Source organism: Streptococcus parasanguinis (genome assembly GCF_001074805.1).
Lineage (GTDB): Bacteria > Bacillota > Bacilli > Lactobacillales > Streptococcaceae > Streptococcus > Streptococcus parasanguinis_A.
This window is the reverse complement of record NZ_JUPI01000035.1, coordinates 1-21248: the sequence shown is the minus strand read 5'-3', so window position 1 is coordinate 21248 and position 21248 is coordinate 1. Positions and strand designations below refer to the sequence as shown.

Genomic DNA, 21248 nt, shown 5'->3' with positions numbered 1-21248 from the left:
TGCCTGAAACAATAACGTTTCAGGCACTCGGAATTATTGAGACCTTAGGCTCAATAATTAGTCTTGGAACTTCCTGGATTGCTGAAATCATCCACTGGATAATTTCACCTAACGTCCGTACTCACCCAAGGAAAGTTTTTAATATGACTTTGTCTTCAATCTGAAAAAGGCTCAAAACTGAGCCTCTTTTGAGTTAATGAAAACTTCCTTAGCTTAAAATGGTAATTTCCCTGCGAAAGCACCGAGTTTTTTCTTGGTTGCAGCATCAATTTCTTCAATGGCAGCATTGATGGCTTGCACCGTCATATCAGAAAGCGTTTCTGTATCTTCTGGGTCGACCACTGCAGCATTGAAATCAATGGAAACAACCTTCTTATCACCTGTAAGAGTTGCAACAACCAAATCCTGAGCAGATTTCCCTACAAATTGAGTTGCGGCTAATTCCGCTTGGCTTTGCTCCATTTGCTTTTGCAATTTTTGAGCTTGCTTCATCATATTTTGCATATTCATCATAATGTTTTCTAGATTCCTTTCGTATCAAGGGTTTAGACCCTATTGCTTAATTTTCACTGCCCACTTCTGCCCATTTTTCTAAAAATCGTCAAATGCGTTAGCGACCTCTTTTTGTTGCGATGGGAACAAATGTGAGTAGATATTTATTGTTGTATTGATAGAACTATGTCCTAGTCGTTTCATTAGAGTGAAAAAGATATAATCCTTTCCTTCTCCTCTCCTCAATCCCTGATTAATTAAAAAGGCCACATGTGAATGTCTAAAATCATGGTTTCGAATCAATTTGAAGTCTTTTGGCAATCGTTTCTTGAATGATGCTCTAAAGTTAGAGACATTTGGAGCAGTCATAGGTTCCCCTGAAAATTGGAAAATTTGTAAATCATCTGTTGAATCAGTTAACTTAGACAGCTTCTGACTTTGAACTGATTTCCAAGTTCTCAACTCATCCACAAAAGCTTTATGGATGTAGATTTCTCTGTTTGATTGAGTTGTCTTTACAGATCCAATATGTGTTTTTCCATTGCGATAATAGGCTGACTTACGGATCTTAATATATCCCTCGTCAAGAAAAACATCTCTCCAAGTTAAGGCAAGTGCCTCTCCCATACGAATTCCCGTAAACATAAGTACACGATATAGAAGTTTAAAAGGATATTCACTTTCTTCGAAATATGACTCAAACTCCTTGAATTGTTCAGGAGTATAATAAGACATCTCTTTATGCTTTTCTGGAAGTTTCCGAATAGCATCACATGGATTATCCTGTCTAAAACCTTTTGAAATAGCGATATCAAACAACTTATGAACAAAAATCATTTGTTGGTTAATATGCGTCGCTGTAAGTGTGCCACCTTTTACACTAGGCTGTTCAATTAACCAATCTCGATATTTTTTTACATCTTGAATGGTAACTGAAGACATATCAGCATTTTCAAAGAATCGCGATACATATTGGGTATAGTATGAGTTCTGGGTATCTACTGTACCTCTTTTATTTCCACGAAGCTCATCTTCTTCTTTTAACATTACATAAAGAGAGGAAATGGTGAGTTTTTGTGTATTCTGTATCTGATTTAACTTATGGATACGGTAATAAGCCTCATATTCCTCTGCTTCTTTTTTTGTTAAAAAATTAGATTTGCGATGTCGTATACGTTTGCCAGTTAAGGAACTTTTACCATCACTAATATCAACTAGCCACAGTCCATCGTCCTGTTTTATTACCGCCATGCTATTTTTCTCCTTCAGTCATGACAGCGCTTTGAAGGTTCCCCTCAATTATATCATTTTTTAATTGTATTTGAAAACCAAGAATGGATTCAACTGTAATAATCGGTACACGTCCAATACGCTTGTTCTTATACCATTCAAATCCTTCTTGTACAAGCTGGCTTTTAGCCTTTCGTATTAATTTACTAGCTTGTGTTTCAGAATATCCAATCAATTCCATTAAATCATTTTTATCTACAACTTGAATCATCTATATCTATTCCTTTCTAATGTCCTATTACATAGGTAAATTGTTTGGCAGTTTCTGCATCAAAAGTACGGTAACTAATGATCCCTAACCCTTTTACATTACACTCTGAGACAAGAATTGAACCATCTGATTTGACTTGCTCCACAAATGAAACATGTCCGTATATTGGATCAGCTCCAGCTTGTCCAGGGCTAAATGATAGTGCAGAGTGTTCTGTTGGTGTATGGGTTGTTGTGAATCCTGGCTTATTCATCCATTGACCACCATTTCCCATAAATGGATCAAAGTTAACTCCGACTTGTTTTCCACGGTTGAAGACATACCAGGTACATTGTCCCCAAGGATAGGTACTAGTGATATATCCTGTGGTATCAATAGCTGTTGTCAGACTATAACCTACCGGTATATCATTTGAAGTGACTCCTCCACCATCTCTAGTTTTTCCTGTCGTTTGTTCAGGTGCTTTTGGTGTTCCTCCATGTTCATCAATGAAGGCATCCAGTTTTTGCATGGTTTCTGCACGTCTTTTTCCCGATCCTGTAGTATCTGTAAAATAGACTCCACCATCAGTTGCTGGATTGAGCGTTCCATTCGCAAACTTTTTAGCCTTGTCATCTTGAATTTTGAAGGTTTGGTTTTTATTCCCAATGATGGTTTGTTGGGTTAGTCCAACAACAGCAATCTCATCATTAAAGTTATTGGCATATTCTGGATTGGAGTCATAGGCTCCAAAACCAAACATATTGGCTCCAGGATTAGTGGCTACCCCAGCAGTTCCAAGGGAACTTTCATTCAGTGCGATTGCAACGATTCCACGGACATCAAGATTAGATTTAGCTTCCCATTCGAGGAGCTTTTTCCCATTAATTCGGTTCTTATCATAGGAGATTCCTAACGTATCTAAAAAGCCGTCTAATTGCTCTGCTGTGATACCGAAGCGATGAACAAGTAGGTTATGAGTATAGGGATCTCCATCTGACCAGTGCTCCGCATAAGTCACTCCATTTTGGGATTGGGTTGAGCCATTTGTTCCTCCACCTCCGACAGCTCCCATAAGGATAATAATAATGAGGACTGGAAGAAAGAGAGGAATGAGACCAGCTAATAGAAACCATTTTAGTTTTTTCATCGAATCTCCTTTCTAGTTAATATCTTATATAAGCAGTGAACAAGACAGTCCCAAAACGCCATTTAGCATCTAAAACGACTGAATAGGACTTGGCCTGTAAGATGATTTGGTCCCGCTCTTGTTCTGAGACTGGAAATAAAAGAAGGAAATCGACTGATCGTTTTCCTTCTTGGTAGGCCTGATAAAGAGTTTCTTCAAGAACTCTTGGAAAAGAAGTTCTTGAGCGTATTTTGGTATTCATATCATTCTCCTCTGAGTTGTTTTAAGCGTTCTGTTAATCGGTCTCTTCGTTCAATATTGGCTCTCAATTTATCATCTCGTGTCATGGTCTTTCTGTAAGCACGAGTGAAAGCATTCGATCCTTGGGCTTTGTACATAGCTTGAGGATCTTTATATTCCTCTAATTTGTGCTCAATACTATTAATGCGGAGTTGTTTAAATGGAGAAATCCATTCTTCTTTAAGAGTTTGGAATTCCTCGTTTGAATTTGGTGTTTGATCCACTGTAATTGGGGATCTCATTGAAGGAGTTGGTATTTTTTCTTCAACTGGTTTAACCTTCTCAGGAATTGCCTTTGTTTTCGGAATGTTTGGTTCAGGGGTATCTGGACTGGTTGGTATCTCAGGTGTTTCCGTTTGGAGCACTTCATCGGGTTGGTGCTCTGATTCCTTATTGGTAAAGAAAGAACCAACATTTTGGAAGTGACTTTTGGCATTCATCATCATTCCAGCTCCAAAACCAGCACCTGCTAGGGCAAAGTTCCCAAGGTGTTGAGCAGATGAAAGACTTTTAGATGGTACTTGTGAGGCCACCTCTCTAGTCTTAGTGACCCCTTTTTCAACTTTGTTTCCAATATCACTCGCAACCATACGTGCTTTAGATCCAAGAATGAATTGGATCAGCTCAGCTTTGTATTTCCATAGAAGGAAATATACAAGTCCTTTTGAAACAACTGAGATGAGTAGTTTAAAGACAAGGCCAAAGATGATCAGGGATGGAAGAGTTTTAAGGATACCATCAAAGCCAGTAATGACGATATTTTCTATCATTTTCTCAATGTAGAAGACTAATAGAGTTAATAGACTCGTGATAGCTGGGAAAAGCAGTCCACCAAACATGACTTTCAGAACTCCGAAAATCAAATCCTGCATTCTTGGTACAAAGGACATTAGTAGCACAATTGGAAAGAGCAGAATCATCATCAAGACAAGAGTTTGAGCAATGACGTTTAACATTTGGATCAAAATTACCGGTATCGCTAATACAAAGGCTTCACAAATTTTAAAGATCACATAAAACATACGAGTAAAGATGAAATCTGGCATAGCTGAAACCCAACGGTTCTTTTCACCATCATCATTGGCTCCATTTCCTAGTTCATCTAGATATTTATTGCGATCTTTAGACTTAACTGCTTTAAAGTTTCCATTCTTATCGCCTGTTCCTAGTACCTTACTATCGTCAAAAGTCTCTTGTTTCCCATCTTGGCTATTCTTATATTTTCCATTTTCTTGACCTGTATTGACAAAGACATATGCTTTATAAGAGGTTTCTGCAATATAGCTATCTGCCATGGAATCGCCAATTTTAATGGATTTATTATTGCCATACTCCACCTTGATATTTGTGATATTTTTAGTGACATCTTGGGAAACATGGTTAATGGTATCTAGTAGATACAGACCACCTGAAGTTCCAGCAATTGTCCCAAAATAACCAAAGCCAAGGATGAGAACTAGAAAGACATGAAGGAGAGTTCTTGAAAAAGCCCCCTTAGAAAAGAAAAACTGATAAAAGAGATAGAAAGCTAGAATCAGAAGCAACATTGAAACGAGTGATTGTTTTGCGACTCCACCAGAGCTTGAACCAATGAATTCTTTCCAGATATTCATCGCTCCATTAAATACATAGTTCTTGTAGTTGGAGTAGAGATCAATCTTTTCAAGAATTCGAATCAGCAAAGAAAAGAAGCCCACCACTGCGTTTAGAATGAAAAAGAAGAAGTTGACGAAAAGCTCATTAATCAGTACCCAAGCCCCATTAAAGGAAGCGAACCCAGTCGGCTCCATGTAGGACTTGAGAGAGAAGATATCGACTCCTCTTAATTTGTCAAAAGCTTCTTGCATGGATTCACCTCCTAACTAGCGTATTTATTTTCAAGGCTTGATGATACCGTAGCTTTCATTGGTTTTAGAAGCATATCAATATCTTCAAAGATGTTGTGTACGGAAATCATATTGAGATTGCCATAGACGTCATAGTACAGGCATTGGCCAGAGATCATATTATCAATCCATTCGAGATTGCTTTCAGTGACTTCAAGATTGACGTGTTTCAAGATATCTTCTCGTTCAGACTTTTCATAAAAAGCAAAGATAGTCCCAAATCCCGTTGTATCATCATCATTTTCTGCATCATGTACAGATTGAGTAATCAGTGCCAAGGTATTATTTTTGGAGCGCCCAATCCGACGCATATTTTTGATAACGGCTTTTCCTTCTGCGGACTTCATAAGAATCCAGGCTTCATCAAAGAACTCAATGGTATCTTCATTTTCATTTCGTTCTCCAAAGTGGGTACAGAAGGCACCCAGCGCAAACATGAGGGCAATAGAATTGCGTTCATGATCTGAAATTTTTGTGGAATCGTCCTTTGGTAGTTTGAGGTTATTAACCTCTAGGATGGTCACTCGTGACTCGTAGTTAAGTCCTTGAGAGGTTCCATCTGAAAAGGCTAGTTCCAAGATAGAGTTTGTGACAATTGAAGTCAGATAACGACCAACCGAAGCAATTTCAGAGGAAGTGGATTCTCTAAGTACTTTTAGGACGTGTTTAAATCCGACCTTCTCACCAGTGACCCGTTTTTCTACAATCGCATTAATAGCTTCTGTGATAGCTGTTTTCTGATCCATCGTGACATCATCCACTGCTTGTAGTAGAAACTCGAGCATATTTTTGGCAACCTCTACAGCTTGTTCTTTATCTAGAACAACAATAGGATCTAAGACTCCGTGGTTTGATGGAAGTGAGCTATCCAGTGTCACAAAGTTAAAGTTCTCAATCTGTTTCTTGCGTTCAGGATAGAGACGTGCAAATTCAGGTGAGTTGATCACTTCTTGATAGTGATTTCTGAGTTCACGTTTGGGGTCAATGTAGAGTGTCTTAACATTCTGTAAAGCCACACTTAAAAAGATGATCTGAGCGAGGAAAGACTTTCCTTGTCCTGTTGCGCCCGTAATAATGATGTGCGGGTTCTTGGTAATCTTTCCAGCGATATCTTCTTTATTTCCCACTGTCGCATTGTAGAGTACAATATTCTTTGAGGAATCAATAGCTTTCTCAATATTGTCCCAACGCCCTGTCCAGTTATCTACTCGGCCGATATACCAACCGATACGGTTTCCAGAAGAGGTATTGGTGAAGGGCATGAGCTCTGAAAATCCACGAGCTGTGACCATATGTGTCCAAGTGCGAGTTTTCTTTTGGAGGTTTTCTCCATAGAGCAGGGCTTGAAAGAGATAAGGTCCGTCTTGAGAGGCCTCACTGATTTCAACGCCCATATCATCAAAGTAGTTCAAAACCACTTGCCGTCTTTGACGGAGTTGGTTCACACTAGAAGCAGAGACAATCAGATAGGCTCCATATTCGATGATATCTTCCTTGTTTCCGACTTTCTTCATTAAGTCCTTTAGGGAGATAGAGCCCATGATGATCTCGTCTTGTTGGACAGTATCAGTATTTTCTGCCTCTTCCATGATGTTTCTGTAACGTGTATTCGAGCGTCCCATTCGCCCCTTGATTTTACCAGTATCAATAAATTCTGCCTTGATTCGTAGCTCTACGGGAAAGTTCAAACGTTGGATAAATTCGCCAAGATGAAAACCGTTGAATTGAACAGGAAATTTACCTACAGGAAGAATCGTCACAAAAGAGGATCCATAAGGGCTTTCTAGCTTGAGGAAGCCACCTTTTAAGACTTTGATCAAGGTATCAGTGATATTGAATTGAGCACGATTGGCCAGTACCTCCTTCTTGTAGTGAGGGATATAGCGGAGGTATTGCATCCGCTGGTAATAAAAGAGTTCTTCATTAGATAACCGTTTTGCCCGAAGGACAGAGAAGGCTTGGAAAATAGTGAATTCATCACTTTTATAGTCTTCATACCAAGTGGGACTTAATTCATATTCATAGCCCAGACCTTTTGCGATTTTTTCAGTAAACTCATTAAAGCTCTCATAGGCCAAGTCTTTGACGGTAGCTCCATGATTTTGTTTGCGTAAGGTCACTCCCACGACCCAATCAAACTGATAAGGGATTTCCATTTCATCTGTTAGACGATCCACTGTGTAAAGAAGCAGTTCTTCTCCTAGTTCACGACTGTCATCTGCTAGAGCATCTGAGAAGTCCCGCATTTTCTCTTCTAAGAGATAATCTTTAGGGATCAGAGATATTTCAAAGAACTTATTTTTCTGGAGCTTCTTCATCATTTGAGCAACCGTAATTTTATGTTTGCCCTTTTTCTCATCATCCGTAATGGTGATGGGAGTGTTTGGAATACGATAATAAGCAATGACTGTTTGATCTTTTTTGAGAGCTAGATTTTCATGTGTTTCCCTAATAGGATAAGTTAAAGTAATACTCATAGGTCCTCCTTTTCTATAGATTTGTTTTTTCAAAGACAATTTCTTCTACAGGCTCTATCCGATCTTCATGGTAGATAGCTTTTTTATTGATCTTAAAATCCCAGAAGTAAATCAGGTAATCTCCAATAAAGACGTGCATCTTTTTACCGTGAGGCTCGTATTCAGTATAAAATTTGGCCAATTTGTAAGGGAGATACCAATAGAGCAAGAGAGAAATTGAGTGAGTGATTTTTGCGAGTGGCACAAAGATAAACCCTCCAAAGAGTAACATGGCCACAAAAACGATAATAAAGACAATGAAAAAGGACAACTGCATCGGTGTCGCAAAGTACCATAGTCGAGTGCCCTTTTTTGTCTTGATTTCTTGGATCCAATAAGGAGCATTTAGGCCCTTACTGTAATCATACAGTCTTTCTTCATTCATACTTAGAGTCCTGATTCAATACCGAAGAGTCGCAGGAACCAGCCGACTGCTTTTAGTATATCTTGTCCTTTCGCAATCGAAACAATGACGGCATAGAAACCAACGACTGAGAAGAGTTGAAGCCAAGAGCTGTTCCGCCAAGCCTTGATCGCTAAGAGCACGGCAATAGCTGTCAGGATCCAAATTCCGTCGCCCTGGAGGAAGGTTCGTAGATTGTCTGTATTCATAGAGTTCTCCTATTCTTTATCATTTGCATAATTTAGTGGAATGGTGTGTTCTAGTTTTGTGACATAGTAGGTCTTTTCTTTTTCTGAGAGGGTAAAGGTGAAGTTTTCTGAGTGAGTGGTCCCTCCGACCTCAAAGGTTGCTTGAACATAAGCGATTAGATTTTGACCGTCTTTTTTTAGATAGGTATAATCAATTGTCTTGAAGGTGGTATTGGCTATAATATCCACATCCTTAGCAATCAGATTAAGGTTATCTTGGTTAGTAGTATAGTTGGTAAAGAAGACTTTGAGGAACTTTTCAACTTTTTTACGCTGAGTATCTGAAAAGTGATCATTAGCGATTAGTTGGAGCTGATCGTCTTCACTAAAGTGTCCAGCTTGTGAGGATTCAATAGCAGAAAACCAAGGAAGACCGGAGATATAGTATTTCCCATCTTTTTCATCAAATGGAATATTGAAACCTGTCACAATTTCTTTTTCTTCCGTGTTATTATCCCGACGGATCGTTTCCTTGTATTTGATCTTATAGGTCGCAACCTTTCCTTCTACAGTCACTAACTGAGAATAGAGAAGTTCACTAGGAATTCGAACTTGACCTTGGGCTTTCACATCAGGAATGAAGTTGTAAAAGCTATTTAAGTATTCCACTTGAGCTTGTTGTTTATCTCCTTCCTGTGGAAGGGTGAAATAAGCGTAGACATAATCATTCAGGTAATATTGGAGTTTGTAGTCGTATTTTCTACTAGACTCCATTGGCTGTGCTTTTTGTTTTTTAGTAGCCTCCACTTGAGCTTGTAGTGTACCTACCTTATTTGAGAGTGTGATAGCACGGATAGATCCCATGAGTCCAACAAAAAGGAGGAAAGAAATTCCTCCTATGACTGCAATATTGACGGTCTTTTTATTGGTGACTTTTAGTTTTGGAGGGCCTCCTTTTTTCTCCACCTTTTTAAAGTGTGAGAGATATTCTTTTGCTTGAAGCAAGTAGCGTTTGGCTTTATCCATAGATCCTCCTTTTAGAGAGTAGCGAGTTCAATGAGCTTTGAGCCTTTTGCATAGAGGCGCTTATTGGCTTTTTCGATCTCGCCATTAATGTAATAGTAGCCTCGTAGCTCAGTTTGGAGTTGTTCGATCAGGTCAGGTTTTAGGTCTTTGGCTTCTTCTTTTTTAAGGAGACTATTTAATTCTCCAGCCTTGGTCCAAGCCTCTTTGTGATCTTTCTTTTTAAGTAATTCTCCCAGTTCATTCGTGACTTGAGAGACTTTCTTTTCAAAAATAGTTTTAGTAGCCATTTCAATTTCCTTTCTAAATTTTTCTTGATTATCTTTGATGGTCTTTTGGATATAAGTAATGAGTGAGGGGCGCATTTTTTTATTTACGCTCAACACTTGACCATCTAGCGTGAAACAGGCATGTTCATAGTCATAGAAACCTTTCGCATCTGGTGGTTTTTCGGTAGATCTTCCAGCGCATTCATAGTAGAAGTCCTTTCCTTTTCGTAAGAGAACGTACATATGCCAGAATTCTTGTTCTGGAAGAAGCAGAAAATCTGCTTGATAAATCTTCTTCAGCATCTCAAGAAGCCTCAAGCAGATCATCGTAACCTAGAGCTTGGTAGATAAAATCTGAATCAAACCAGAGCCAGTCATTGATTTGTCCTTCTGTTGGTGTATCACCTGAGAAGATATCTTCACAAATGACGGTTAGAGTATCCACTCCACCACGTTCACGGACAGTGTTCAAGGTGGTTAGTCCACCAGACCAAGCTTTAAAGTTTTCTAGTGAATTGATTTGAACTTTGTATTCCATATCGTTTTTCCTTTCTAGTGTTCATAGTGTTTATTGGCTTTGAGAAGTCGTAACATGGCTTTTCCTCGATCAGTGATCTCTCCGCTGTTCTGAATCATCTTCATGTATTCTGTTTGCAGGATCTTGTCTGCTTCAGTGACTAGTGCAAGAGAGTTAGCAACTTGATAGGTTAGCCAGCGAATCGTTCGCTCAATACTGTAAGGCTGTGGGTTGGTGGAGAGCTTTAAGGGTTCGACACCTCCAAAGAGCCGTTGCCATTTTTCATCGGGTTTGTAGGCTCCAAATCGAGTGAGACCATCATAGACTTGGATTTCTTTATTGATGATGCCTCTAGCGATTTCTCCGAGATCTACACCATTGATGTATTCCTCCACAATACCTTGAGCTTTCTGATCTGAAAACCGCAATTCATAGCGATTCCAGATACCAAAAATCTCCAAGGATTCGTCCAAGGAGATGTTTTCCATTCGAGCTATTTCATAGCGTTTTTCATAAAAGTTGAAGTAGAGTTGACTTTGACGACTTCCAAAGTAAATGGACAAGCCGTGATTCGCTTCCATGTCTTCATTATCTGTGAAAGATCCACCACCTGTGATATTCCATTTCTTGATCGTGTCTAGAACAATCTCTTTGGAATAGAGTTTATCAATCAATTTGGGAATTTGAATTTGTTCGTCCTCGTGACCATAACCCTTATAGAGTTCATCTAGAGCAATATCGAGTCGCTTCACCCGAACGTCTTCATAGGAATAAAGAATGTTTTGAAGAAAGATCTGCCAAGTGATCCCCTTGTCTTCTAGAAGCAATTCCAGCTCACGGCATCCTTGCCCGGATAGTTGAAGACAAGTTTGGTAATCATTGGTCACAGACTTATCAAAGAAATCAAAAATCCAGATGTTTCCTCGTTGCCACAAGTGGGTATAGTTCATAAGACGAGTTTCTTGGTCTGTAAATTCACTTAGGTGGCAGTGAAGAAAGTTTTCACAGAAAGCATCTAAATCTTTTAATCGAGGAAAGGTCAATCGTAGATAGTCGATTTGAGCCCGAAGACTGTTTTTATCGCAATCTTGATAGTAACCAAGTCTTTCTTTTAGTTCTCTAAACTTATCAATCGTCAGTCCTCTTTCGCCTGTTTCATAAGAGCGATAGGTTCTTGTAGGGAGATCAACAGCTTGTGCAAATGCTTTTTGACTAAGTCCTGTTTGTTTTCTGAAATTCTTAATATGAAAAGGACTAATTTTGTCCATTCATCGCAACACCTCTTTCTAACGAAGTGACACACTTTTTTGACGAAAGTGACACACTTCATAAAAATTGAAAACCCAACTCCCATAAGGAATGAGGAGGGGTGGACTTGGCGTTTTTGCCAAATGTAACCCCCCTATTAGAAAACGGGGGTTGAAGTTTCATCATGGCCTAGAAACTTCGGGCTACGGTCTGCGCCTGACCTGCGGTCAGGCTTGCCCTTGCCCTTGTCCTAGCCCATGATGAACAATCGTCGCTTCAACTGCTTTTGGATAAGACCTGCGTCCTCCCTCTTCAAATTGAGCGAGGATTTCAAGAAGAAGTTTTTCTTGAAAAGGATCCACTAGAATAGCGGATACAGTCCGCTCAAAGATGATCCCTTGTTCTGTTAAGAGATAGATAATCTTGCGTAAGGTTGGCATTTTAAGATTTTGTTCGTCCGCAAATTCCTTGAGTGGTCGTTTGTTTGGTTCGTTTTCTATAGTCTCCTCTTCCTCTACGGGATCGACTACTTCAACTAGTGGTTTGTATTCTTCAAACACTGAGAATTCTTCTCCTTCAAACTCCATAATCGGAATGTTAGAGTAGGCATCGTAGAATGAAAAGCCTTGATCAAGCGGTACATAAGGAGAGAAAAACTCACCAGCCAACTCACCATTATTTGCGATATAACCCCGTCCTTTGACCTTGACTCCATTGATTTCATCCAGCTTTTTGAACTCTTTGGTTTTATTCGCATCTCCAAACATCATGTCATAGCCTGTTGATTCTAAATGACCGACGGAGAGACGCTTCATAAAGTTATCCCGAAGAGCCGTTTTGATAAATTCCCCATCGGGCCGTTGCATAGCAAAGATGATAAAGACTCCAGCTTGTCGACCTTCTAGAACTAACTGTGAGAGATATTCCATCAGTTCGGACTGTTGGCTATAGTCACGATCAATCTTGGCCATAAGAGCTGCCCACTCATCCACAAGAATAAATTTTGGTTTCATGTCATAGTGAGTAAAGTTCTTTCCAGCTTGAAATTTTGGCGAAGTAGACATCCGTTCATAGCGTTTTTCCATGAACTCTACATTCTCTTTAAAACAGTTGATGATATCTTCCTTACTAGTGTAAACCCGACCATGAAAGACCGGAATTTTCTTTAATCCAGCAAGGTCCGAATTCTTTGGATCACAGATATCAACAAAGCCATTTTTAGCTAGAGCGTAGATAATGGTCATTAGAACAACGGTTTTTCCTCCCCCTGTTCCACCACCAATGAGAAGATGAGGTTCTTCGATATAATCCCAGGATATATCTTTCATGAGCTGGAGTTTGGATCCCTTGACTTTCACTTCATCGATGGTGATTCTGCTATCAATTCGGTTAATAGCAATTTCATATTTTATAAAGCGATTATCAAAGGTTTTATTACGAAAGTCCCCGTTAAACATGACTTCAAGCGTAGCTCCAAGGTTTAAAAAGCGATCTTGAAATTTATTACCTTCAAGAATAAGACTCACCTCAATCTTGTAGTGAGACTGTTTGATATATACTTGTGGTAAAGTGATTTTTTCAATGATCTTGTTTTCACGTTTAACCTTTTTAACGAGATAAAGGTTATTCTCGAGCAAAAAGCGAGAAAGAATTCGAAGACTGTTTAGCTTTTGAAAAAAGAGCATCTTCCTGTAGCAAACTCGATTGATAAACCAAGAGAAGATCAAAGAAAAGAGAAATCCAGCTCCTAGAAAATATCCTTGGGGTAAGGGATGGACTTTTAATTCTTCTAAATGTAAGTAGCTGTAGAAACTAATAGCCAACAAAAAAGGAAACCACCAGATAAACCATGTGATTCCCTTTAGTTTACGATGAAAAGCGTGAACTCTTTTCCCTCGATAGGTAAAGAGTTTCATGGTGCATCACCTCCTAGTTTTCCTTCTTATTTTCTACAGGTTTGTTTTCTTTAGTTGGTGTACCTCCAGCTTTTTTCTTGATTTTAGAAGCAAAGAGCTTATAGATATCATTACGATTGACGTGGGTATGCGTGATAACAATATCTTCTAGTTCAACCTCTTCTCGGTATTTAATACCTAGATCTTCAATTTCAGACTCAGACATATCTGCGATCGTGAAAAAGAGGGTTTCATGCTGGACAGAAGAATGAATTCCTACGACAATTCCACGGATCTCACCTGTATTGACTTGTACAAATGATCCATCAGGATTTCGTTGTGAACGATCCACTTCAAAGATGATATCAGGACCTTCAATGCCTCGGAAAGTCAGTTTCCCAAGGACAGCTGGGACATCTAGTCCATCTGTAATGACACGATAAGTCTTGTCAGCGATTTGTAGTTTTTCTCCGTAGTTTAATCCAATTTTAGCCATGTGATTTTCTCCTTTTAATTCTTATTTTTTAAGTACCAATTTTTCCGCAAAGACATTGAGATAAGGTGCAACAGTATTGCCATTTAGAGCAGTATCTGGGAAAAAGATTGGGTTAACAGTTTCTACTAGAGCATCTTCTGGAATGACCGTTGTAGAAGCTGGTGTGATGACATGAAAGGCACCGTGCTCTGCGCTGTTTAGGATGTGACGTTGGTATTTGCCTTCTTTTCCAAAAATAAATTTAGGAGCATCTCCTAAACGTTCGTAGTAAGCAGGGCCAATAAATTCTGGTTTCATTTTAAGTGTTTCTGAGATCATAAGTATTTCCTTTCTGAGTGTAAAATAAAAAGAGTTAAGCTAGTTGCTTCACTCTTGAGTAATAGTGTGTAAAAAGTTTGCGTTTAAACATACGACTATAGAATTGAATATCCCCATGAGCATAGCCATTTCTACGAGCATCATCTGCGAGATGGTCTAAATCAATTTGAGCTTGAGCATAGAGTTTAGCTTGTAGTTTATCAGATTCGCTAAACATGCCATAGGTGAATTCATAGTTATCATAGAGTCGTTTACATTGTAGTGCGAAAAAAGTTTGTCATATTTTTCTCCTTTATTGTAATAAGTAAAAAAGCTACTAAGTGAAAAAAGGAAAGAACTTAGTAGCTTGAGAGTAGGTCTATCTAATTAGATAGACAGCAGTAAAGAAAAGTTATTTGGTTGGAAAGATCCCTCTTTCCACGGTGGCAACGTTTAGCAAGGTGCTTTGCGTCAATTACCATCGCTTTCCCAGCCAATCTCATTGGGGAGTCATTATCATACCCTTAAGATTCTCTTACGCCCTTTGGCGAAGCCAGTTCACTTTACTATTCGGAAAAGTGCGAAAGTCCGAAATGCGTGGAAGCCCACAAAAATGTTTTCTATCTTCACTTCAACCATAAAACGGACTTGACTTTACCCATCAAATAGATTACAATAAAGGTATGAAGTTTAGTGTAGTTTGATAGTCAGTCCTCTGGTTGTCAGACGCACTTTTTATTTAATTGTCAATGATCTAAGCCTTCTAAAATAAGGTTATTATTTTTAGAAGATATATACTCTTTCGAATATATTTATATTATATACTCAGTTGAATATATTGTCAAGAGATTATTGCAAAATATTTTAAAATTTTTGAGGAATTAGCAATGGGATTTCCAGAACGATTAAAAGAACTCCGTTTAAAAAAAGGATTGACACAAAAGGAAATTGCGGAAGAATTTGGTATCAAGCAACCTAATTATCAGCAATGGGAAAGTGGTAAAAGAAAGCCATCGTCTGAAACTTTAGAGAAATTTGCGAATTTCTTCGGAGTTACGATGGACTACCTTGCGGGAAATGATGAGAAACTAGATAATGTGGAACTTTTATTTCGTATGAATTCACAAGGTCTAACTGAAGAAGAAAAGAAGATCTTTAAGAAGGAATTGATTGAATTCATGGATGAAAGAAAGAAAGCTTTCAATAAAGGAGATACGAAATTATAAATTTAATTTAACAATAGATTTATCTTGAATAAAACATAAATATATTTAAATTATGGGTAATGCTATTTCTAGAATAAACGAATAAGTACTTCTTCAAAACTTAGAGGACTTATCCGATATTCAACGATTGACGAGCGATGGAATTGATTTTGATGGCTATAATCCAAAGAAAGTAATTCTTGAATTACTGAGAGATAAACCAGAGATAGATTATGAAAAATGCTCTTCTCTACTTTTTAAACTTATTAGCCAGGTCTGTGATAATTATGAAGATAAATATAACAGTAATGGTATGAGAAATATTGTCATGATGTACAAGAAAGATATTGCTCAAAAAATATACGATCAAATGTTGCAAGATGATCACTTTTATATTAAGAACGGGCTCCTTGAGGAAAGTGTAACAGGTACTAGCAATTATAATATTAGTCAGTCGTTTTCTTGTTGATTGATTTTTATAGGTTTATCTTTTAAATTAGGAAGTAATAAGAATAATGAAAAATTTAATTAGTTTATTTTTGGAAAATAGTTTGTATATTCAAATAACTATGTTATTTATATTTTTCTATTTTTATCAAAGAAAAAAAAATGTAGAATCAAATGTAGAACCTAGAATACAAATATTTGATAAGATATTTTTTAAATATTACAAATTATATTTCTATAAATTTAAGGGAGCAGGGCATTATCCTGGTTTGATTCATATATATAATGCTATGGCCATAGAATGCCAAAAACAAGAAATTGATTATGATACAATTAAACGAGTTAATAAAAGTAAAAATTCTAAAAAAAACAATACATTCTTCACTTTCATATCCGGTTCCCTTGTGTTCTTTGGGCTCACAAATTTCGGTAATCTTATAGAACATCTTAGAAATTTACTTAGTTTAATTAATGGTGAAAATTCATCTGATCCATGGAAAAATTTATTAGATTTTTTCAATAAGAACTCAGAATCCATTGGATTAATAACGTATATCGTTTCTTTACTTCTCATAATACTCATTTTTATAACTTTGACGATCTTTTTTATTCGAATGGATAAAGATTCGAATGTTATAAAATACTCAAAAGAAAGTCAAATGGGAACTATTGTAGAAGATTTCTCCAGATACTATGAAAATCAATTTAATAACAATACAAATTGCGAAAATTTTCAACTAGAAGACAAAAATATTCCTCTGTTTAAAATAGGTGTTACTCGTTTAAAAAATGAAATTGCTCTTCATATTCCTGCTTCTCTCTCGGGAACACAAGAGTCACAAAACACTTGTTTTAAAGATGAAAACAAAGTTGGTGAGGTAGTCCTCACTTGGAAAAATGAAAATAAATATAAATTTAATTTTAAAAAAATAGACTCCTGGACATTGATCAAAGTTGAAGATATGGAAGGAAACTCAATTTCTGAAGAGGAACTTAAAAATTTAAAAATACTTTTTGAAATACTTTTTGAGGGTGCAAATATATATTATTCAAATAATGGACTCTTTTTATCTACCATTACTTCTATCGTAAATTATATAAATAAAATTCAAAATAACTGGGTTAAATATCCATTGATAGGACTTTTTGTTCTAATGCTACTTGTTCTTTCTTTAGTTGTTATTTTTGTACTCTGTCTCTTGATAAGAATACATATGCTTTATGTTATCTTTCTAATCTATGCTTGTATTTCTATTTCATCATGGTTATTAAAGAATGTGAATGGGCTTTAACATCAAGCTCACAAGAAAGAATTAAAATACAATATCATTACTCCCCTTATCCAACATCGGAAAGATATCCTGAATAATCGCCTATTTATGAGACAAAGCTTCGCAAAAGTGATATTGTTTTTGATAAACAATTTGTGATTCTTTAAAATTACAAACATTTTAAATAGAATTAGAAAAGAAACAAGGTTCTTGTGATTAATTGATGGATATAAAACTTACGATTTGATACTGCTATCGTTACTAAAGATCTAAAAACAATACAAACTATAGAACTTTAAATTAAAGTTCCAAAAATGGAGATTAAAGTATGGAAAGTTTTGAAATTGAAATACCAAAAATAGAGCATTTTGAAGTTGATATCAGAAAAATGGAATTATACAACTATGATTTCCAATCATATTCATTGACTCCACTGCAAAAAGAAGCCTCTTTAATAATTGCTAATAAGATTAGAAATAATTTATTTACTCATATTCCCGAAGCTAAATTTTTAAAAAAGCTTGTTGAAAAGAATGATAATGACAATGTAGAATACGTTGCAAAATTATCTGAAGTTGCAAAAGAAAAGTTAAAATCGGGAGAATGGAGTTATGGTATACGAAAAAAGACAGGCGAGACCTATGCAGTATTAAAAGATACTGAAACTGGAAAAATTAAAAGTAGTGTAACCTTAGAAAAAAGGACTGTCAAAGAGTTAGGGAATCTTCCTGAGCTTTCTGCAATACAAGGGCAACTAACATCTATTTCAGAACAAATTGAAAGCTTAAATGAACTAGTTATCCGGGTAGAACAAGGACAGTATAATGATAGATTTTCAGGATTTTTCAGTGCGCGTCAACTAATTGTAGAGGCCTTAGCAACCAGAAATGAGCAATTAAAAAAAGATTTACTTCTTTCAGCAATTAAAGAAAATAATAATACTATTGCAAAACTAATGATGTCGATTTACACAGATAGTTTAGACTTTATCAATCGTGACACCAAACCAAGGGACGCAAAAAGAATAAATACTCTGCTTCAGCAATCAATTAGTTACCTATCATCTGCAATGCAATTAAATGTTGTTGCTTATACAGTATTAGAGGAGCATGAGTCGGTTATAGCCGTATTAAGTAACTACAAAGCTTTTACCGAACAAACTTTGCTTGAGCCTAAATATGATGGAAAAAGTTTAGCTTGGAAAATTGATAATTTTACAAAAGGAAATAGCAGCTCTTTTATAAATTTGACACAGAGTATTTCAGAAAATATCAATGCATTGGTTAACCATTCAGAAACATTATTAGTAGAGGAAGATACGAATGAAAGAAGAGAAAGTTAAAACATGTAAATACTTTAGATGTAATAAAGAAGTATACTCTCCAAAAGCAAAATTCTGTGGAGAGCACGAAAGATTTTATAGAGAACACAGGAATAAAATTGGAGGGGCGTTGCTGACTTTTGGAGGAATAGCACTTTCAGCTTTGGTAAAAAAAAGAAATAATTAGACTATGTTTATATATTTAACGTAATATAAAAAAAGTGGACACACATCCACTTTTTTTATATAATAAACTCAACTAAATTGGTTTAGTTTTGTAATTTATACTTAAAGGAGGTACCATTCTTTGGATGAATTGTATACAAGAATAAGTAAGTCTACAAAACATGTGTTATATCAGTACATGAAGGACAACAATATTTCGTTACTAAATTATAATTTCAACTACTTCTTTCAACATTGTATTCAGGAATATCAAATTCAAGTGATTAGTCACCACTTCTCAAATCACAAGATTGAAGGATTAACTGTTATTGATGAATTAGGTATTAGTTTTTCTTATGAAAAGGATAATCCCATTGTGAAGCAAAATTTTACTCTGTGTCATGAGCTAGGACATTTTATCCTAGAGCATGAAGGTAATTATTTTGCTGAATCTATTGATAATCAGGAGAACCTACTAGAGCGAGAAGCGAATATTTTCTCTGCTGTAGTATTAATGCCTGACATTGTTTTGCTGTCTAAGATTTATTATAGTTGCAACACCTTTCAACATATTCAAAATAGCCTGGATGTTTCAAAACAAGCACTGTTTTTTCGCCTCTTAGATCTTTTACGAGAATATTATCCTGGAAAAGAAAGTACCATTAAGCAGGCTATCGATGCTTATATTGATGGACAAAATGCTACACTACTCCTTTTGTTTCACAGTATCAAAGAACAGATTATAAAGGAATTTAACAACTACCAGACTTCTCTAATCAATAAGATAGATCCAGCAGTGAGTAAAAGAGGCTTCGTAACTAGTCAAGAGTATCCAGAACTTCTAGATCAAGAGAATTGGAAAACAATAAAGACTTGCCGTGACAATCTAAAAGTATGGCTCATTTATGATAGAGGAAAATCTATAGCTTATGTTTGGGATAAAAATAAGCTAACTGACAAAGAGGCAAAACAAAAAGCTGAATTGAAATTACTATTAATGTGAGGGAAATGATGTACCAACCAGAAAAACTAAAGGCTCGTAGAAAAGAGCTAAAAATGACTCAAAAAGATATTGCAGATCAATTAGGTATTACCTACCAAGCCTATTCTGCATGGGAACGCGGAATAAAACAACCATCTAGAGAAAAAATAAAGCTTTTGGAGCAGATTCTAAATGCTCCAAAAGGCTATTTTACAGAGCTTGAAATCGTCCGACTATATAATACTTTATCGGATGAAGGTAAGAATAATGCACTTAGTTATGTCAGAGGCCTAGTTCAAAAAGAAAAATATAAGAACACTGTTTCAATGTCAGAAAAACTATACGAATACCATGTTTACGAACAAATGTCTGCTGGTATCGGTTCATCGGTGTATAACGATCAAAACTATGATACTGTCTATTTTGATGAAGAACTAGCCCACGATTTCGCCTCATGGATTTCTGGCGACTCAATGGAACCCAAATATCAAAATGGTTCTGTGGCTCTCATTCGTGAAACAGGGTTTGATTATGATGGAGCAGTTTATGCCGTAGTCTGCAATAGCCAGACCTATATTAAACGAGTTTATCGAGAGGAGCATGGCTTAAGGCTGGTTTCTATCAATCCAAACTATAAAGATATTTTTCTTTCGTATGATGAAGATCCTAGAATTGTAGGAATTATTGTTGGTAATTTTGTACCAATGAAACTCTAATAGTAGTTTTCGTACGTTGATTTTCTATTTCTGATGACTATGTAATAAAGAATATAGAAATCTCTTACTTTGTGACCCTATGCGCTAACCTCTTGAATATTTAGACAAATTACAATTGTTACAAAAATATTTCAAAAACACTTGACATTCTGTAACATCGTAATATAATAGCTAATATGAATTTAGGTGAGGTATCATAATTATGAAAAAATGGACAAGTTTAGCACTTTTAGGCTTAACTTCTGCAACTCTACTAGTAGCTTGTGGTTCTAAAAAAGAGGAAAATAGTTCTTCTGTAAAAGAAACACAGACTTCTATGAAATCTGGTCAAAATAAAACAAATCAGTCCTCTAAAAAGAAAAATACAAAAGCTACTGAATCTAGTTCAGAAGAAACAACACAATCAAGTCAGACAACCACAGCGTCTAACACAACAAGTGGTGACAAAGCTACAGATTCATCTCAAATGGTTCCTGCAGAGCTGGTAGGGACTTGGACAGGTACAACTGAAATCGCAAAAGATGTCCAAATGACAGTGGCTGCGGACGGAACGGTTACTACGACAGCAAACTTTTATCAAGCAGATGTGAACCCAATTCGTACAGCAACGACTAGAGCAAAAGCTGTTCAAGCTTCTGGTAATATCTATTACTGGGAAACAGACGAACCTGGAGCTTTTGATGCCCTTCTTCCCGGTATTGCTGGACTTGGGGGAGCCAATGCCAAGGTAAAAGCCGGTTTCATTTTGGAAGAGGGCCATTATACACCGATTGTATTTGTAACAGGACTTAATGAAGACTTTGATTATAGCAAATACAATGATTTCCGTGTCTCACTCACAAAATAAAGACATATTCAACGCTCTTAAAATTGAAAACACCCCAAAAGTTAGATTTTCCTATCTATCTTTCAGGGTGTTTTCTTATAGCCAAATTGGGAAAGAAATCAAAACTTCATCGCTCTATTTCTACTTATTATATTGTTGAAGTGCTTTATTATATG

The 21248-nt window shown here is 36.6% G+C and carries 25 protein-coding genes; 8 read left to right on the top strand and 17 right to left on the bottom strand.

All coding sequences use genetic code 11. From position 1 onward, the window contains the following. Window positions 1-213: 213 nt before the first annotated feature. The 17 genes from ADI76_RS02385 to ADI76_RS02305 all read right to left on the bottom strand — a co-directional run bounded on the left by ADI76_RS02385 (window position 214) and on the right by ADI76_RS02305 (window position 14377). Window positions 214-513, bottom strand: coding sequence for a YbaB/EbfC family nucleoid-associated protein (locus tag ADI76_RS02385; RefSeq protein ID WP_003005613.1), 300 nt, complete (start codon window positions 511-513; stop codon window positions 214-216). Between the two features lie 78 nt (window positions 514-591). Continuing rightward, window positions 592-1743, bottom strand: a complete 1152-nt coding sequence (locus tag ADI76_RS02380; RefSeq protein ID WP_049514492.1) for a site-specific integrase — start codon at window positions 1741-1743, stop codon at window positions 592-594. Between the two features lies 1 nt (window position 1744). Next, on the bottom strand, window positions 1745-1993 hold the full coding sequence (locus ADI76_RS02375) for a DUF3173 family protein (RefSeq protein ID WP_003005186.1): 249 nt from the start codon (window positions 1991-1993) through the stop codon (window positions 1745-1747). A 16-nt stretch (window positions 1994-2009) separates the two neighbouring features. Next, window positions 2010-3122, bottom strand: a complete 1113-nt coding sequence (locus ADI76_RS02370) for a CHAP domain-containing protein (protein WP_049514490.1) — start codon at window positions 3120-3122, stop codon at window positions 2010-2012. Window positions 3123-3138: 16 nt separating this feature from the next. After that, window positions 3139-3363, bottom strand: coding sequence for a hypothetical protein (locus ADI76_RS02365; protein ID WP_049514488.1), 225 nt, complete (start codon window positions 3361-3363; stop codon window positions 3139-3141). Between the two features lies 1 nt (window position 3364). Then, entirely contained in the window at window positions 3365-5248 is a 1884-nt protein-coding gene (locus ADI76_RS02360; RefSeq protein WP_049514487.1) for a conjugal transfer protein, read from the bottom strand. Window positions 5249-5259: 11 nt separating this feature from the next. Continuing rightward, the gene (locus ADI76_RS02355) at window positions 5260-7764 is read right to left on the bottom strand and encodes an ATP-binding protein (RefSeq protein ID WP_049514484.1); all 2505 of its coding nucleotides are present in this window, start codon (window positions 7762-7764) and stop codon (window positions 5260-5262) included. A 13-nt stretch (window positions 7765-7777) separates the two neighbouring features. Further along, window positions 7778-8188: a conjugal transfer protein gene (locus ADI76_RS02350; RefSeq protein ID WP_049503699.1), complete on the bottom strand. Its 411-nt coding sequence runs from the start codon at window positions 8186-8188 to the stop codon at window positions 7778-7780. 2 nt (window positions 8189-8190) lie between these two features. After that, window positions 8191-8415, bottom strand: coding sequence for a TcpD family membrane protein (locus ADI76_RS02345; RefSeq protein WP_003005585.1), 225 nt, complete (start codon window positions 8413-8415; stop codon window positions 8191-8193). Between the two features lie 9 nt (window positions 8416-8424). Further along, window positions 8425-9420, bottom strand: coding sequence for a conjugal transfer protein (locus tag ADI76_RS02340; RefSeq protein WP_049514481.1), 996 nt, complete (start codon window positions 9418-9420; stop codon window positions 8425-8427). An 11-nt stretch (window positions 9421-9431) separates the two neighbouring features. Next, entirely contained in the window at window positions 9432-9989 is a 558-nt protein-coding gene (locus ADI76_RS02335) for a hypothetical protein (protein ID WP_049514479.1), read from the bottom strand. Window position 9990: 1 nt separating this feature from the next. Further along, on the bottom strand, window positions 9991-10224 hold the full coding sequence (locus ADI76_RS02330) for a hypothetical protein (RefSeq protein ID WP_000456042.1): 234 nt from the start codon (window positions 10222-10224) through the stop codon (window positions 9991-9993). Window positions 10225-10238: 14 nt separating this feature from the next. Continuing rightward, entirely contained in the window at window positions 10239-11471 is a 1233-nt protein-coding gene (locus tag ADI76_RS02325) for a replication initiation factor domain-containing protein (protein WP_049514476.1), read from the bottom strand. 207 nt (window positions 11472-11678) lie between these two features. Further along, window positions 11679-13367 carry an FtsK/SpoIIIE domain-containing protein gene (locus tag ADI76_RS02320; protein WP_049514474.1) on the bottom strand — a complete coding sequence of 563 codons (1689 nt, stop codon included), beginning with the start codon at window positions 13365-13367 and terminating at the stop codon, window positions 11679-11681. Window positions 13368-13380: 13 nt separating this feature from the next. Next, entirely contained in the window at window positions 13381-13842 is a 462-nt protein-coding gene (locus tag ADI76_RS02315) for a hypothetical protein (protein ID WP_045759899.1), read from the bottom strand. Between the two features lie 21 nt (window positions 13843-13863). Continuing rightward, the gene (locus ADI76_RS02310; protein WP_049514472.1) at window positions 13864-14160 is read right to left on the bottom strand and encodes a hypothetical protein; all 297 of its coding nucleotides are present in this window, start codon (window positions 14158-14160) and stop codon (window positions 13864-13866) included. A 34-nt stretch (window positions 14161-14194) separates the two neighbouring features. Then, window positions 14195-14377 (bottom strand): hypothetical protein, encoded by a 183-nt coding sequence (locus ADI76_RS02305; protein WP_000490640.1) that lies wholly within the window; start codon window positions 14375-14377, stop codon window positions 14195-14197. A 649-nt stretch (window positions 14378-15026) separates the two neighbouring features. Here ADI76_RS02305 and ADI76_RS02300 point away from each other — a divergent pair. The 8 genes from ADI76_RS02300 to ADI76_RS02265 all read left to right on the top strand — a co-directional run bounded on the left by ADI76_RS02300 (window position 15027) and on the right by ADI76_RS02265 (window position 21093). Next, window positions 15027-15365: a helix-turn-helix domain-containing protein gene (locus ADI76_RS02300; protein WP_049514470.1), complete on the top strand. Its 339-nt coding sequence runs from the start codon at window positions 15027-15029 to the stop codon at window positions 15363-15365. 127 nt (window positions 15366-15492) lie between these two features. Then, a complete protein-coding gene (locus ADI76_RS11475; RefSeq protein WP_049514468.1) occupies window positions 15493-15813 on the top strand; it encodes a hypothetical protein in 321 nt (106 codons plus the stop codon). A 46-nt stretch (window positions 15814-15859) separates the two neighbouring features. Next, window positions 15860-17083, top strand: a complete 1224-nt coding sequence (locus ADI76_RS02290; protein ID WP_049514467.1) for a hypothetical protein — start codon at window positions 15860-15862, stop codon at window positions 17081-17083. A 307-nt stretch (window positions 17084-17390) separates the two neighbouring features. After that, the gene (locus ADI76_RS02285; RefSeq protein ID WP_049514466.1) at window positions 17391-18404 is read left to right on the top strand and encodes a hypothetical protein; all 1014 of its coding nucleotides are present in this window, start codon (window positions 17391-17393) and stop codon (window positions 18402-18404) included. Beyond that, window positions 18385-18570 carry a hypothetical protein gene (locus ADI76_RS02280; RefSeq protein ID WP_049502660.1) on the top strand — a complete coding sequence of 62 codons (186 nt, stop codon included), beginning with the start codon at window positions 18385-18387 and terminating at the stop codon, window positions 18568-18570. Before ADI76_RS02285 ends, ADI76_RS02280 begins: the two co-directional genes overlap by 20 nt. Window positions 18571-18690: 120 nt before the next feature. Beyond that, on the top strand, window positions 18691-19551 hold the full coding sequence (locus ADI76_RS02275; protein WP_049514463.1) for an ImmA/IrrE family metallo-endopeptidase: 861 nt from the start codon (window positions 18691-18693) through the stop codon (window positions 19549-19551). Window positions 19552-19559: 8 nt separating this feature from the next. Continuing rightward, on the top strand, window positions 19560-20246 hold the full coding sequence (locus ADI76_RS02270) for an XRE family transcriptional regulator (protein WP_049514460.1): 687 nt from the start codon (window positions 19560-19562) through the stop codon (window positions 20244-20246). 202 nt (window positions 20247-20448) lie between these two features. Further along, on the top strand, window positions 20449-21093 hold the full coding sequence (locus ADI76_RS02265; RefSeq protein ID WP_021153923.1) for a hypothetical protein: 645 nt from the start codon (window positions 20449-20451) through the stop codon (window positions 21091-21093). Window positions 21094-21248: the final 155 nt, after the last annotated feature.